Source organism: Streptococcus sp. 4155 (assembly GCF_013276695.1).
Classification (GTDB): domain Bacteria; phylum Bacillota; class Bacilli; order Lactobacillales; family Streptococcaceae; genus Streptococcus; species Streptococcus pseudopneumoniae.
This window is the reverse complement of sequence record NZ_VMLM01000025.1, coordinates 1-14,981: the sequence shown is the minus strand read 5'-3', so window position 1 is coordinate 14,981 and position 14,981 is coordinate 1. Positions and strand designations below refer to the sequence as shown.

The following is a 14,981-nucleotide window of genomic DNA, read 5'->3' as shown; positions in this document are numbered from 1 at the left end:
ACCCCTATGCCTCTTGGGAAAGGGGAACTGATGAGAATCACAACAGGCTCATTCGGAGATGGTTACCTAAGGGAACTAAGAAAACGACTCCCAAAGAAGTCGCATTCATCGAAAATTGGATTAATAACTATCCTAAAAAATGCTTGAACTACAAATCACCCAGAGAAGACTTCTTCATGACTAACTTGAACTTGAAATTTGGCCTCCTTGTCCGATTTGTCTGACTAGTGCAAGCTGGTCGGATTTGTGGTAAAATAGATAAGATATGACAAAAGAATTTCATCATGTAACGGTCTTACTCCACGAAACGATTGATATGCTTGACGTAAAGCCCGACGGTATCTACGTTGATGCGACTTTGGGTGGAGCAGGCCATAGCGAATATTTATTAAGCAAATTAAGTGAAAAAGGCCATCTCTATGCCTTTGACCAGGACCAGAATGCCATTGACAATGCGCAACAACGCTTGGCACCTTACATTGAAAAGGGAATGGTGACTTTTATCAAGGATAATTTCCGTCATTTACAGGTACGTTTGCGCGAAGCTGGTGTTCAGGAAATTGATGGAATTTGTTATGACTTGGGAGTGTCTAGCCCTCAATTAGACCAGCGTGAGCGTGGTTTTTCTTATAAAAAGGATGCACCACTGGACATGCGGATGAATCAGGATGCTAGTCTGACAGCCTATGAAGTGGTGAACCACTATGACTATCATGACTTGGTTCGTATTTTCTTCAAGTATGGCGAGGACAAATTCTCTAAACAGATTGCGCGTAAGATTGAACAAGCACGTGACGTCAAGCCTATCGAGACTACGACTGAATTGGCAGAAATTATCAAGTCGGCCAAACCTGCCAAGGAACTCAAGAAGAAGGGCCATCCTGCCAAGCAGATTTTCCAGGCTATTCGGATTGAAGTCAATGATGAACTGGGAGCGGCAGATGAGTCCATCCAGCAGGCTATGGATATGTTGGCTCTGGATGGTAGGATTTCAGTGATTACCTTTCATTCCTTAGAAGACCGCTTGACCAAGCAGTTGTTCAAGGAAGCTTCAACGGTTGAAGTTCCCAAAGGTTTGCCTTTCATCCCAGATGATCTCAAGCCCAAGATGGAATTGGTGTCCCGTAAGCCAATCTTGCCAAGTGCAGAAGAATTAGAAGCCAATAACCGCTCGCACTCAGCCAAGTTGCGCGTGGCCAGAAAAATTCACAAGTAAGAGGAAAAAAGATGGCAGAAAGAATGGAAAAAACAGGTCAAATACTACAGATGCAACTTAAACGGTTTTCGCGTGTGGAAAAAGCTTTTTACTTTTCCATTGCTGTAACCACTCTTATTGTAGCCATTAGTATTATTTTTATGCAGACCAAGCTCTTGCAAGTGCAGAATGATTTGACAAAAATCAATGCGCAGATAGAGGAAAAGAAGACCGAATTGGACGATGCCAAGCAAGAGGTCAATGAACTATTACGTGCAGAACGTTTGAAAGAAATTGCTAATTCACACGATTTGCAATTAAACAATGAAAATATTCGAATAGCGGAGTAAGATATGAAGTGGACAAAAAGAGTAATCCGTTATGCGACCAAAAATCGGAAATCGCCGGCTGAAAACAGACGCAGAGTTGGAAAAAGTCTGAGTTTATTATCTGTCTTTGTTTTTGCCGTTTTTTTAGTCAATTTTGCGGTCATTATTGGGACGGGCACTCGCTTTGGAACAGATTTAGCGAAGGAAGCTAAGAAGGTTCATCAAACCACCCGTACAGTTCCTGCCAAACGTGGGACTATTTATGACCGAAATGGAGTCCCGATTGCTGAGGATGCAACCTCCTATAATGTCTATGCGGTCATTGATGAGAACTATAAGTCAGCAACGGGTAAGATTCTTTACGTAGAAAAAACACAATTTAACAAGGTTGCAGAGGTCTTTCATAAGTATCTGGACATGGAAGAATCCTATGTAAGAGAGCAACTCTCGCAACCTAATCTCAAACAAGTTTCCTTTGGAGCAAAGGGGAATGGGATTACCTATGCCAATATGATGTCTATCAAAAAAGAGTTGGAAACTGCAGAGGTCAAGGGGATTGATTTTACAACCAGTCCCAATCGTAGTTACCCAAACGGACAATTTGCTTCTAGTTTTATCGGACTAGCTCAGCTACATGAAAATGAAGATGGAAGCAAGAGCTTGCTGGGAACCTCTGGAATGGAGAGTTCCTTGAACAGTATTCTTGCAGGGACAGACGGCATTATTACCTATGAAAAGGATCGTCTGGGTAATATTGTACCTGGAACAGAACAAGTTTCCCAACAAACGGTAGATGGCAAGGATGTTTATACAACCATTTCCAGCCCTCTCCAGTCCTTTATGGAAACCCAGATGGATGCTTTTCAAGAGAAGGTAAAAGGAAAGTACATGACAGCGACTTTGGTCAGTGCTAAAACAGGGGAAATTCTGGCAACAACGCAACGACCAACCTTTGATGCCGATACTAAGGAAGGAATCACTAAGGACTTTGTCTGGCGTGATATTCTTTATCAAAGTAACTATGAGCCAGGTTCCACTATGAAAGTGATGATGTTGGCTGCTGCTATTGATAATAATACCTTTCCAGGAGGAGAAGTCTTTAATAGTAGTGAGTTAAAAATTGCAGATGCCACGATTCGAGATTGGGACGTTAATGAAGGATTGACTGGTGGCAGAATGATGACTTTTTCTCAAGGTTTTGCACACTCAAGTAACGTTGGGATGACCCTCCTTGAGCAAAAGATGGGAGATGCTACCTGGCTTGATTATCTTAATCGTTTTAAATTTGGTGTTCCGACCCGTTTCGGTTTGACGGATGAGTATGCTGGTCAGCTTCCTGCGGATAATATTGTCAACATTGCGCAAAGCTCATTTGGACAAGGGATTTCAGTGACCCAGACGCAAATGATTCGTGCCTTTACAGCCATTGCTAATGACGGTGTCATGCTGGAACCTAAATTTATTAGTGCCATTTATGATCCAAATGATCAAACTGCTCGGAAATCTCAAAAAGAAATTGTGGGAAATCCTGTTTCTAAAGATGCAGCTAGTCTAACTCGGACTAACATGGTTTTGGTAGGGACGGATGCGGTTTATGGAACCATGTATAACCACAGCACAGGCAAGCCAACTGTAACTGTTCCTGGGCAAAATGTAGCCCTCAAGTCTGGTACGGCTCAGATTGCTGACGAGAAAAATGGTGGTTATCTAGTTGGGTTAACCAACTATATTTTCTCGGCTGTATCGATGAATCCGGCTGAAAATCCTGATTTTATCTTGTATGTGACGGTCCAACAACCTGAACATTATTCAGGTATCCAGTTGGGAGAATTTGCCAATCCTATCTTGGAGCGGGCTTCAGCTATGAAAGACTCTCTCAATCTTCAAACAACAGCTAAAGCTTTGGAGCAAGTAAGTCAACAAAGTCCTTATCATATGCCTAGTGTCAAGGATATTTCACCTGGTGATTTAGCAGAAGAATTGCGTCGCAATCTTGTACAACCCATCGTTGTGGGAACAGGAACGAAGATTAAAAACAGTTCTGCTGAAGAAGGGAAGAATCTTGCCCCGAATCAGCAAGTCCTGATCTTATCTGATAAAGCAGAGGAAGTTCCAGACATGTATGGTTGGACAAAGGAGACTGCTGAGACCTTTGCTAAGTGGCTCAATATAGAACTTGAATTTGAAGGTTCGGGCACTACTGTGCAGAAGCAAGATGTTCGTGCTAACACACCTATCAAGGACATTAAAAAAATTACATTAACTTTAGGAGACTAATATGTTTATTTCCATCAGTGCTGGAATTGTGACATTTTTACTAACTTTAGTAGGAATTCCGGCCTTTATCCAATTTTATAGAAAGGCGCAAATTACAGGCCAGCAGATGCATGAGGATGTCAAACAGCATCAGGCAAAAGCTGGGACTCCTACAATGGGAGGTTTGGTTTTCTTAATTACTTCTGTTTTGGTTGCTTTCTTTTTTGCCCTATTTAGTAGCCAATTCAGCAATAATGTGGGAATGATTTTGTTTATCTTGGTCTTGTATGGCTTGGTCGGATTTTTAGATGACTTTCTCAAGGTCTTCCGTAAAATCAATGAGGGGCTAAATCCCAAGCAAAAATTGGCTCTTCAGCTTCTAGGTGGAATTATCTTCTATCTTTTCTATGAGCGTGGAGGTGATATCCTGTCTGTATTTGGTTATCCAGTTCATTTGGGATTTTTCTATATTTTCTTCGCCCTTTTTTGGCTAGTCGGTTTTTCAAATGCAGTCAACTTGACAGATGGCATTGACGGTCTGGCTAGTATTTCAGTGGTGATTAGTTTGTCTGCATATGGAGTTATTGCCTATGTGCAAGGTCAGATGGATATTCTTCTAGTGATTCTTGCCATGATTGGTGGTTTGCTTGGTTTCTTCGTCTTTAACCATAAGCCTGCCAAGGTATTTATGGGGGATGTGGGAAGTTTGGCTTTAGGTGGAATGCTGGCAGCGATTTCTATGGCCCTCCACCAAGAATGGACTCTCTTGATTATCGGAATTGTGTATGTTTTTGAAACAACTTCGGTCATGATGCAAGTCAGCTATTTTAAACTGACAGGTGGTAAACGTATTTTCCGTATGACGCCTGTCCATCACCATTTTGAGCTTGGGGGATTGTCTGGTAAAGGAAATCCTTGGAGCGAGTGGAAGGTTGACTTCTTCTTTTGGGGAGTGGGGCTTCTAGCAAGTCTCCTGACTCTAGCAATTTTATATTTGATGTAAGAATAGCACCCTGACGTTTCAGGGTGTTTTTGCTTTTTAAAAAATATTGGTCAGTCAAAGTCAAATTTCTTGACCTTTTCTGACTAATGTAGTATATTATGAACGTAAGGTAAATGAAAGCCTTACTAGAACGCTTGTTTAAAGTAAAATAGAAAGAGGTGGGGTCTATGTTTAATCTAGAAATCTTCAGAAGTAAAGATAGTCTACTCCTGCTTGAAAAAGAAAAACCAGAAATAGTACCTAGAGTAGCGATTTAGCTAGTCTAAATTTTTTAAAATAAAGGTCAAAGATAGTCAATATCAGTAATTATAACTAAGTAAACAAAATGAGGTAAAGAATATGAATAACAACTTTAATAATTTTAACAACATGGATGATTTATTTAACCAATTGATGGGTGGTATGCGAGGATATAGTTCTGAAAATCGCCGTTACTTGATTAATGGACGTGAAGTCACACCTGAGGAATTTGCTCATTATCGTGCAACTGGTCAATTGCCAGGAAATGCAGAAGCTGATGGACAAATGAAACAACCAGCATCAGGTATGAAACAAGACGGTGTCCTTGCTAAACTAGGTCGAAACTTGACTGCAGAAGCGCGTGAGGGCAAGCTGGATCCAGTTATCGGACGAAACAAGGAAATTCAAGAAACATCTGAAATCCTTTCACGTCGTACCAAGAACAATCCTGTTTTAGTCGGAGACGCAGGTGTTGGTAAGACAGCAGTTGTCGAAGGCTTGGCACAAGCTATTGTGAACGGTGATGTTCCAGCTGCTATTAAGAACAAGGAAATTATTTCCATTGATATCTCAGGTCTTGAGGCTGGTACTCAATACCGTGGTAGCTTTGAAGAAAACGTTCAAAACTTAGTCAATGAAGTAAAAGAAGCGGGAAATATCATTCTCTTCTTTGATGAAATTCATCAAATTCTCGGTGCTGGTAGCACTGGTGGAGACAGTGGTTCTAAAGGGCTTGCGGATATTCTCAAGCCAGCTCTCTCTCGTGGAGAATTGACAGTGATTGGGGCAACGACTCAAGATGAATACCGTAACACCATCTTGAAGAATGCAGCTCTTGCTCGTCGTTTCAACGAAGTCAAGGTCAATGCTCCTTCAGCAGAGGATACATATAAAATCCTTCAAGGAATTCGTGATCTCTATCAACAACACCACAATGTCATCTTGCCAGATGAAGTCTTGAAAGCAGCAGTGGATTATTCTGTTCAGTATATTCCTCAACGTAGCTTGCCAGATAAGGCTATTGACCTTGTCGATGTTACGGCAGCTCACTTGGCAGCCCAACATCCTGTAACAGATGTGCATGCTGTTGAACGTGAAATTGAAGCGGAAAAAGACAAGCAAGAAAAAGCAGTTGAGGCAGAAGATTTTGAAGCAGCTCTAAACTATAAAACACGCATCGCAGAATTGGAAAAGAAAATCGAAAACCACACAGAAGATATGAAAGTGACTGCAAGTGTCAACGATGTGGCTGAATCTGTAGAACGAATGACCGGTATTCCAGTGTCTCAAATGGGAGCGTCAGACATTGAACGTTTGAAAGATATGGCTCATCGTCTGCAAGATAAGGTAATTGGCCAAGACAAGGCGGTAGAAGCGGTAGCTCGTGCTATCCGTCGTAACCGTGCTGGTTTTGATGAAGGTAACCGTCCAATCGGTAGCTTCCTCTTTGTAGGTCCTACTGGTGTTGGTAAGACTGAGTTGGCTAAACAATTGGCTCTAGATATGTTCGGAACGAAAGATGCTATCATCCGTTTGGACATGTCAGAATATAGCGACCGCACAGCCGTATCTAAATTGATTGGTACAACTGCAGGTTATGTTGGTTACGATGACAACAACAATACCTTGACAGAACGCGTCCGTCGCAATCCATACTCAATCGTCCTTCTCGACGAAATTGAAAAGGCTGACCCTCAAGTCATCACCCTTCTCCTTCAAGTTTTGGATGATGGTCGTTTGACAGATGGTCAAGGTAACACTGTCAACTTCAAGAATACGGTGATTATCGCAACTTCAAACGCAGGCTTTGGTTACGAAGCTAACTTGACAGAAGATGCTGATAAACCAGAATTGATGGATCGTTTGAAACCTTACTTCCGTCCAGAATTCCTTAACCGTTTCAATGCTGTCATCGAATTCTCACACTTGAGCAAAGAAGATCTTTCTAAGATTGTAGACCTTATGTTGGTTGAAGTTAACAAGACGCTTTCTAAGAAAGAGATCGATTTGGCAGTGAGCGAAGCTGCTAAAGAATACATGACTGAGGAAGGCTACGATGAAGTCATGGGTGTTCGTCCACTCCGTCGTGTGGTTGAACAACAAATCCGTGACAAAGTCACAGACTTCCACTTGGATAACCTTGATGCTAAACACCTAGAAGCTGACATGGAAGATGGTATTTTGTTCATTCGTGAAAAAGCCTAAGAGAAAATTTTGAGGAGAAAAAAGAAGGAGCCAGCTGAAAAAAACTGGTTCCTTTTGAGGTACGACGGGCATGTCGTGTAGTAGAAGTGTACTATTCTAGTTTCAATATACTATAGTAGCTCAGAAGTCGGTACTTAAACGTGCTATATCAAAACCAGTCCTGGAAAAACGTGGACTGGTTTCGTGTTTGGATTATTACCTTGAACGACATGCGTTAAAAGTTAGTTGAACCGCCGTATGCCGAACGGCACGTACGGTGGTGTGAGAGGGGCTAGAGATTATCCCCTACTCGATTTTAAATCACATGACGTTCAAAGGCATCATCTGAAATCCCTTGTTCCAAGATGAGTTTTGCCCATTCTTTAGCAGAGAAGAGGCTGTGGTCCTTGTAGTTTCCGCAAGATTCGATGGTTGTCCCTGGGACATCTTCCCAAGTAGTAGTTTCAGCGATTTCCTTGAGCGAATCCTTGATAACAGCTGCGATTTTAGCACTGGTGTGACGTCCCCACATAATCATGTGGAAGCCTGTGCGGCAACCAAATGGTGAACAGTCAATCATGCCGTCAATGCGGGTACGGATGAGTTTGGCTAAGAGGTGCTCGATAGTGTGAAGGCCGGCAGTAGGGATAGAGTCTTCGTTTGGTTGCACCAAGCGAATATCATAATTGGAGATGATGTCTCCTTTTGGTCCTGTTTCTTCCCCAATCAAGCGAACATAGGGTGCTTTGACAATGGTGTGGTCAAGTTCAAAACTTTCGACAATAACTTCTTTTGACATGGTAAATCCTTTCAGTTTTCTTCTCTCATTATATCATAAAGGTTGCTCCTGAGACAGAGAGAAAACCTCTCCGAGGCTGGAGAGGTTGAAATCTTTACTTACGATATAAGCGGTTGTATTGGTAGTATGGGTCAAAGGTTACGTTGATACCCAGTTTACGAAGGACATTCTTGTCTTCATCAGTCAAGATGATGGTTGAGTGGGCTTCGCTTCCTTTGAGGTTGCCGAGTTCTTCCATAGCGCGGGCAGCATCAGGATTTTCTGTAGCTGTGATAGCAAGTGCAATCAGGATTTCATTTGAATGAAGGCGTGGATTGCGGCTACCGAGATGATCGATTTTAAGACCTTGGATTGGCTTAACAACTTCAGGTTCGATTAGTTTTACTTCTTTAGCGATGTCAGCTGATTTTTTGATGGCGTTGATCAAGGCAGCGGCTGTAGGGCCAAAGAGTTCTGAGTTCTTACCAGTGACAATTTCCCCAGTTGGCAATTCAAGGGCTAGGGCTGGTCCGCCAGTTTCTTCTGCTTTTTGACGCGCAACGACAGCAACCTTACGGTCTGCAGGTGTGATGCCGAGGTCGTTCATAAGCAACTCAATTTTCTTGACAGCAGATTCGCCCACTTTTTCGGCTTTGAAATCAAGAACAGTCTGATAGTAGCGACGGATGATTTCTTGTTTAGAGGCTTCGATAGCAGCCTCGTCATCAGTAATAGCAAAACCAACCATGTTGACTCCCATATCTGTTGGAGAAGCGTATGGAGACTCTCCTAGGATACGTTCCAACATGCGTTTCAGAACTGGGAAAATTTCAATATCACGGTTGTAGTTGACAGTGGTCTCTACGTAAGTTTGGAGATGGAAGGGGTCGATCATGTTGACATCATCAAGGTCAGCTGTGGCAGCCTCGTAGGCCAAATTGACTGGGTGATGAAGGGGAAGATTCCAAACTGGGAAGGTTTCAAATTTAGCGTAGCCAGACTTGATGCCATTGATTTGGTCGTGGTACATATTGGACATACAAGTTGCCAATTTTCCAGAACCAGGTCCAGGAGCGGTTACGACGATCAAGTTGCGACTGGTTTTGATGTAGTCATTTTTCCCCATACCTTCTGGAGAAATGATGTGATCCATATCTGTTGGATATCCTTTGATTGGATAATGAAGATAAGAATCAATTCCGTTTTTCTCGAGTTGGTTGCGGAAGACATCTGCAGCTGGTTGGCCAGCGTACTGTGTGATGACCACTGAGCCGACAAAAATTCCCAGTTCATTGAATTTGTCAATCAAGCGAAGGACTTCTTGGTCATAAGAAATGCCTAAGTCGCCACGTGCCTTGGAATGTTCGATGTTGCTAGCGTTAATGGCAATCACAACCTCGACTTGCTCTTTCAATTCTTGCAAGAGCTTGATTTTGTTGTCAGGCTCATAACCAGGAAGGACACGAGCAGCGTGGAAATCTTCTAACATTTTACCGCCAAATTCTAAGTAGAGTTTGCCGTCAAATTGGTTAATGCGTTCCAAAATATGGTCGCGTTGTAAATTCAAATATTGTTCAGAACTAAAAGCTTGTTTTTTCATTTTTTTACCTCTGACCTCTATTATAATAAAAAATTGGAAGTTAGGAAACTATGGAGTTAAAAAAGGAATCAAAAAGATTAGGCGAACGCTTGCATAAAAATCTGAAAAGCGCTATCATAGACTATAGATTATTAAAATAATGAGGTAAGAAGATGCAAGAAAAATGGTGGCACAATGCCGTAGTTTATCAAGTTTATCCAAAGAGTTTCATGGACAGCAACGGAGATGGAATTGGCGATTTGCCAGGAATTACCAGTAAGTTAGACTATCTAGCCAAGCTAGGGATTACAGCGATTTGGCTTTCTCCCGTTTATGACAGCCCTATGGATGATAATGGCTACGATATTGCTGATTATCAAGCGATTGCAACGATTTTTGGAACCATGGAGGATATGGATCAACTGATTGCGGAAGCTAAGAAGCGTGATATTCGTATCATCATGGACTTGGTGGTCAATCATACCTCGGATGAACATGCTTGGTTTGTAGAGGCCTGTGAAAATCCTAATAGCCCTGAGCGAGACTACTATATCTGGCGCGATGAACCCAATGACCTAGATTCTATCTTTAGTGGGTCTGCTTGGGAATACGATGAAAAGTCAGGTCAATACTATCTCCACTTTTTCAGTAAGAAACAGCCGGATCTCAACTGGGAAAATGAAAAACTTCGCCAGAAAATTTATGATATGATGGACTTCTGGATTGATAAAGGTATTGGTGGTTTCCGTATGGATGTTATTGACATGATTGGCAAAATTCCTGACGAGAAGGTAGTCAATAATGGTCCTATGCTTCATCCCTATCTCAAGGAAATGAATCAGGCGACCTTTGGAGATAAGGATCTCTTGACAGTAGGGGAGACTTGGGGAGCAACGCCAGAGATTGCCAAGCTCTACTCTGATCCAAAGGGGCAAGAATTGTCTATGGTCTTCCAGTTTGAACATATCGGTCTTCAGTATCAGGAAGGTCAGCCTAAATGGCACTATCAAAAAGAGCTGAATATCGCTAAGTTAAAAGAAATCTTCAACAAATGGCAGACAGAGTTAGGAGTTGAGGACGGCTGGAATTCCCTCTTCTGGAACAACCATGACCTCCCTCGTATTGTCTCAATCTGGGGAAATGACCAAGAATACCGCGAAAAATCTGCCAAAGCCTTTGCAATCTTACTTCATCTCATGAGAGGAACTCCTTATATCTACCAAGGTGAGGAGATTGGGATGACCAACTATCCGTTTGAAACACTGGATCAAGTAGAAGATATTGAATCTCTCAACTATGCGCGTGAGGCTCTTGAAAAAGGTGTTCCGCTGGAAGAAATTATGGACAGTATCCGTGTCATTGGACGTGACAATGCCCGTACCCCTATGCAATGGGACGAGAGCAAAAACGCCGGTTTCTCGGCAGGTCAGCCTTGGTTGGCGGTTAATCCAAATTACGAGATGATCAATGTCCAAGAAGCGCTGGCAAGTTCAGATTCTATTTTCTATACCTATCAGAAACTGGTCCAAATTCGCAAGGAGAATAGCTGGCTAATTCGAGCTGACTTTGAATTGCTTGACACGGCTGACAAGGTCTTTGCCTATATCCGTAAAGATGGCGACCGTCGTTTCCTAGTTGTGGCTAACTTGTCCAATGAAGAGCAAGACTTGGCAGTAGAAGGAAACGTCAAATCGGTCTTGATTGAAAACACCCTAGCTCAAGAAGTCTTTGAAAAACAAATCTTAGCTCCATGGGATGCTTTCTGTGTGGAATTACTATAAATATTTTTTACAGAAAAATTTAAAATTGAAATCGCATAAAAACAAGGGAGGGCTGTATGAAAAGGCAGAAATCCTTTGTTTTTTATAACCAAGGTTTATAAACTTTCATTCTCGAAATTCAATTAACTTTACAAATTTCCACTATTTTGGTAAAACAAACCTATGTTACAAAAACTAACATAAAGTAGAAGGGAGATGAATACAAAAAAGAGTGTCCTTAGTGCAGGCCTGACTTTTGCATTTGCCTTGCTTTTAGCTGCTTGCGGACAATCAGGTTCAGATACAAAAACTTACTCATCAACCTTTAGTGGAAATCCAACTGCATTTAACTACTTGTTAGACTACTACGCTGATAATACAGCCATCATTACCAACCTAGTTGATGGTTTGCTTGAAAATGACAATTACGGAAATCTAGTTCCGTCTTTAGCAGAGGACTGGTCTGTTTCAAGCGGCGGTCTGACTTATACTTACAAATTGAGAAAAGTGCCAAATGGTTCACGGCTGACGGTGAAGAGTACGCCCCAGTTAAGGCACAAGATTTTGTGACAGGTATCAAGTACGCAGTGGATAATAAATCACAGGCCATTGACTTGATTCAAAACTCGATTAAGGGCTTGACTGATTATATTACAGGAGCGGATTCTGACTTTTCTAAGGTTGGGGTGAAGGCCATTGACGACCAGACTGTTGAGTATACTTTGTCACGGCCAGAACCTTACTGGAACTCAAAAACAACCAACAGTATTCTTTTCCCAGTAAACGAAGAGTTTTTAAACTCAAAAGGGAAAGATTTTGGTACCCTATCTCCAGATAGTATTCTCTACAGCGGACCTTATTTGTTAAAAGATTTCACATCAAAATCATCAATTGAGTATGTGAAAAATCCGCATTACTATGATCATGATAAAGTATCAATTGAACATGTGAAATTGGCCTATTTTGATGGTTCAGACCAAGAATTGACCATCCGTAACTTTGAAAGTGGAGCTTATTCTATCGCTGGGGTTTATCCAAATAGTTCTAACTTTGCTAAGACCAAGGAGAAATATAAGGATAATATCGTCTATAGCTTGCAGGACAAGACTTCTTGGTATTTCAATTTCAACGTTAACCGTAAGGCCTACAATCACACTGCTAAAACGACAGATGAGCAGAAGAAGTCAACTGAGACAGCTGTTTTGAACAAGAACTTCCGCCAAGCGGTGAACTTTGCCTTGGACCGCACAGCCTATTCTGCTCAGTCAAATGGGGAAGAAGCAGCTAGCAAGACTCTTCGTAACACCCTAGTGCCTCCTACATTTGTCCAAGTTGGAGACAAGACCTTTGGAGAAGTAGTCGCTTCTAAATTGGTCAACTACGGAACAGAATGGTCAGGTATTAACCTGGCAGATGCTCAGGATGCCTACTTCAACAAAGAAAAAGCCCAAGCAAAATTTGCGGAAGCTAAAAAAATTGGCAAGTCAAGGTGTGACTTTCCCAATTCACTTGGATGTTGCAGTTGATTAGACAAGTAAAAATGCTGTGACAGGCATGAACTCAGTTAAGTAGACCCTTGAGTCGGTTTTGGGGGCTGATAACATCGTCATTGATGTTCAGCAACTTTCAACAGATGATTTTAATAATGTAGCCTTCTTAGCACCGACAGCAGCTGATAGAGACTATGATTTGAACTTTGATGGCTGGGTAGGTGACTATCAAGATCCATCAACTTATCTCAATCCTTTCAATGCAGAGGATGGATTCTACCTTAAGATTTTTGGACTAGATGCCAAGGAAGATAAGGAAAAAATCACTAGCCTAGGTCTGGATACTTATACTAATATACTTAAAGATGCAGATAGTGAAAATAAAGATGTAGCCAAACGTTACGAAAAATATGCTGAAGCACAGGCTTGGATGATTGACAATTCTCTCATTATGTCAGCTATGTCAAGTGGTGGCACAGCATCTGTAACCAAAGTGACGCCATTTACAAGAGGCTATTCATTGGTTGGTATCAAGGGTGATGGCAATAACTACAAGTACATGAAACTGCAAAAAGACACTGTGACGACCAAACAGTTTGAAGAAGCTAAAAGTAAATGGGAGCAAGAAAGCAAAAAAGCAATCGAAAAAGCCCAAAAAGAAGCAGAAAAACATGTTAAATAGTTAGAAATAGCCTTTTCAAGCAAAATCCTAAAGACAAACATCAGTTTTGGTGCTTGTCTTTTTAAATCACTCGGCTATCGAAAACTGAGAAATGATTTGTTTTGTGCTAAAATAGATTGAAACGAATACTCAATAAAAATCAAAGAGTAACTGGGAAGTCAGCTCAAAATACTGTTTTGAGGTTGCAGATGGACGCTGACGTGCTTTGAAGAGATTTTCGAAGAGTATAAAGATCCTCTCTTTTACTATAGTTAAGGAGATGTAAAGATAAGTGATAAGGAAGAGACTATGTACGACTATCTAATCGTTGGTGCTGGTTTGTCGGGAGCAATTTTTGCTTATGAGGCGACTAAGCGTGGAAAAAAAGTAAAAGTTATTGATAAACGTGACCACATTGGTGGAAATATCTACTGTGAGAATGTAGAAGGGGTTAATGTTCATAAATATGGTGCCCATATCTTTCATACTTCTAATAAAAAAGTTTGGGACTATGTCAATCAATTCGCTGAGTTTAACAATTATATCAACTCGCCTCTAGCTAATTACAAGGGTAGCCTTTATAATCTACCTTTCAATATGAATACTTTCTATGCTATGTGGGGTACAAAAACTCCTCAAGAAGTGAAAGATAAGATTGCTGATCAAACGGCTCATATGAAGGACGTTGAACCTAAAAACTTGGAAGAACAGGCTATCAAGTTGATTGGTCCAGATATTTATGAAAAATTGATTAAAGGATATACTGAAAAGCAATGGGGACGTTCTGCTACTGACCTTCCACCGTTTATTATTAAACGTCTACCAGTTCGTTTGACCTTTGATAATAATTATTTCAATGACCGTTACCAAGGAATTCCAATTGGTGGGTATAATGTCATTATCGAAAATATGCTCAAGGATGTGGAAGTAGAACTTGGTCTTGACTTTTTTGCCAATCGTCAAGAATTAGAAGCTTCTGCTGAAAAAGTTGTCTTTACAGGGATGATTGACCAATACTTTGATTATAAACATGGTGAGTTAGAATACCGTAGTCTTCGTTTTGAGCATGAAGTTTTTGATGAAGAAAACTATCAAGGAAATGCTGTAGTGAACTACACAGAGCGAGAAATTCCTTATACTCGCATTATTGAGCATAAACATTTTGAGTATGGTACACAAGCTAAAACGGTTATTACTCGAGAATACCCAGCTGATTGGAAACGTGGAGATGAGCCTTATTATCCAATCAATGATGAGAGAAACAATGCTATATTTTCCAAATATCAGGAAGAAGCGGCAACAAATGACAAGGTTATTTTCTGTGGTCGTTTAGCAGATTATAAATACTACGACATGCATGTGGTCATCGAACGGGCTTTGGAAGTGGTCGAGGAAGAGTTGGGACAATAATGCAAGGATTCCGTTATTTTAGAATCTTTGCTACTTAAGATTTTTATACTAAACTAAAATAAAAAAGTATTATATAATAGTAATATGAAATCAACT

At 41.1% G+C, this 14,981-nt stretch carries 9 protein-coding genes and 2 pseudogenes; 9 read left to right on the top strand and 2 right to left on the bottom strand.

Features of this window, described 5'->3' with window-relative positions; translation table 11 throughout:
• The 6 genes and pseudogenes from HT715_RS03550 to HT715_RS03525 all read left to right on the top strand — a co-directional run.
• Nucleotides 1-224 (top strand): annotated as a pseudogene (locus HT715_RS03550) (IS30 family transposase); the annotation flags it as partial.
• Between the two features lie 41 nt (nt 225-265).
• Nucleotides 266-1,216 (top strand): 16S rRNA (cytosine(1402)-N(4))-methyltransferase RsmH, encoded by a 951-nt coding sequence (rsmH, locus tag HT715_RS03545; protein WP_138707094.1) that lies wholly within the window; start codon nt 266-268, stop codon nt 1,214-1,216.
• 11 nt (nt 1,217-1,227) lie between these two features.
• Entirely contained in the window at nt 1,228-1,545 is a 318-nt protein-coding gene (gene ftsL, locus HT715_RS03540; protein WP_000840840.1) for a cell division protein FtsL, read from the top strand.
• Between the two features lie 3 nt (nt 1,546-1,548).
• Nucleotides 1,549-3,801, top strand: coding sequence for a penicillin-binding protein 2X (gene pbp2X / locus HT715_RS03535; protein ID WP_138707093.1), 2,253 nt, complete (start codon nt 1,549-1,551; stop codon nt 3,799-3,801).
• A gap of 1 nt (nt 3,802) precedes the next feature.
• Nucleotides 3,803-4,783: a phospho-N-acetylmuramoyl-pentapeptide-transferase gene (gene mraY / locus HT715_RS03530; RefSeq protein WP_138707092.1), complete on the top strand. Its 981-nt coding sequence runs from the start codon at nt 3,803-3,805 to the stop codon at nt 4,781-4,783.
• Nucleotides 4,784-5,122: 339 nt separating this feature from the next.
• On the top strand, nt 5,123-7,228 hold the full coding sequence (locus HT715_RS03525; RefSeq protein WP_138707091.1) for an ATP-dependent Clp protease ATP-binding subunit: 2,106 nt from the start codon (nt 5,123-5,125) through the stop codon (nt 7,226-7,228).
• Nucleotides 7,229-7,523: 295 nt separating this feature from the next.
• Here HT715_RS03525 and HT715_RS03520 read toward each other — a convergent pair whose 3' ends face one another.
• Together HT715_RS03520 and HT715_RS03515 are read right to left on the bottom strand one after the other, a co-directional pair.
• The gene (locus tag HT715_RS03520; RefSeq protein ID WP_000032550.1) at nt 7,524-8,006 is read right to left on the bottom strand and encodes an S-ribosylhomocysteine lyase; all 483 of its coding nucleotides are present in this window, start codon (nt 8,004-8,006) and stop codon (nt 7,524-7,526) included.
• Nucleotides 8,007-8,100: 94 nt separating this feature from the next.
• On the bottom strand, nt 8,101-9,585 hold the full coding sequence (locus HT715_RS03515; RefSeq protein WP_138700693.1) for a DUF1846 domain-containing protein: 1,485 nt from the start codon (nt 9,583-9,585) through the stop codon (nt 8,101-8,103).
• Between the two features lie 152 nt (nt 9,586-9,737).
• Here HT715_RS03515 and HT715_RS03510 point away from each other — a divergent pair, with 152 nt between their 5' ends.
• The 3 genes and pseudogenes from HT715_RS03510 to glf all read left to right on the top strand — a co-directional run bounded on the left by HT715_RS03510 (nt 9,738) and on the right by glf (nt 14,885).
• Complete coding sequence (locus HT715_RS03510; protein ID WP_138700692.1) at nt 9,738-11,345, top strand: alpha-glucosidase; 1,608 nt, start codon at nt 9,738-9,740, stop codon at nt 11,343-11,345.
• A gap of 195 nt (nt 11,346-11,540) precedes the next feature.
• A pseudogene (locus HT715_RS03500) lies at nt 11,541-13,496 on the top strand (peptide ABC transporter substrate-binding protein).
• A 288-nt stretch (nt 13,497-13,784) separates the two neighbouring features.
• Nucleotides 13,785-14,885, top strand: a complete 1,101-nt coding sequence (glf, locus tag HT715_RS03495; RefSeq protein WP_000272518.1) for a UDP-galactopyranose mutase — start codon at nt 13,785-13,787, stop codon at nt 14,883-14,885.
• The last annotated feature ends 96 nt before the right edge of the window (nt 14,886-14,981 follow it).

What these genes read in the sequence shown, in the direction of transcription:
- ftsL (WP_000840840.1), top strand. Translation starts at nt 1,228, where the DNA reads ATGGCAGAAAGAATGGAAAAAACAGGTCAAATACTACAGATGCAACTT.
- HT715_RS03525 (WP_138707091.1), top strand. Translation starts at nt 5,123, where the DNA reads ATGAATAACAACTTTAATAATTTTAACAACATGGATGATTTATTTAAC.
- HT715_RS03510 (WP_138700692.1), top strand. Translation starts at nt 9,738, where the DNA reads ATGCAAGAAAAATGGTGGCACAATGCCGTAGTTTATCAAGTTTATCCA.
- pbp2X (WP_138707093.1), top strand. Translation starts at nt 1,549, where the DNA reads ATGAAGTGGACAAAAAGAGTAATCCGTTATGCGACCAAAAATCGGAAA.
- HT715_RS03520 (WP_000032550.1), bottom strand. Translation starts at nt 8,006, where the DNA reads ATGTCAAAAGAAGTTATTGTCGAAAGTTTTGAACTTGACCACACCATT.
- mraY (WP_138707092.1), top strand. Translation starts at nt 3,803, where the DNA reads ATGTTTATTTCCATCAGTGCTGGAATTGTGACATTTTTACTAACTTTA.
- HT715_RS03515 (WP_138700693.1), bottom strand. Translation starts at nt 9,585, where the DNA reads ATGAAAAAACAAGCTTTTAGTTCTGAACAATATTTGAATTTACAACGC.
- rsmH (WP_138707094.1), top strand. Translation starts at nt 266, where the DNA reads ATGACAAAAGAATTTCATCATGTAACGGTCTTACTCCACGAAACGATT.
- glf (WP_000272518.1), top strand. Translation starts at nt 13,785, where the DNA reads ATGTACGACTATCTAATCGTTGGTGCTGGTTTGTCGGGAGCAATTTTT.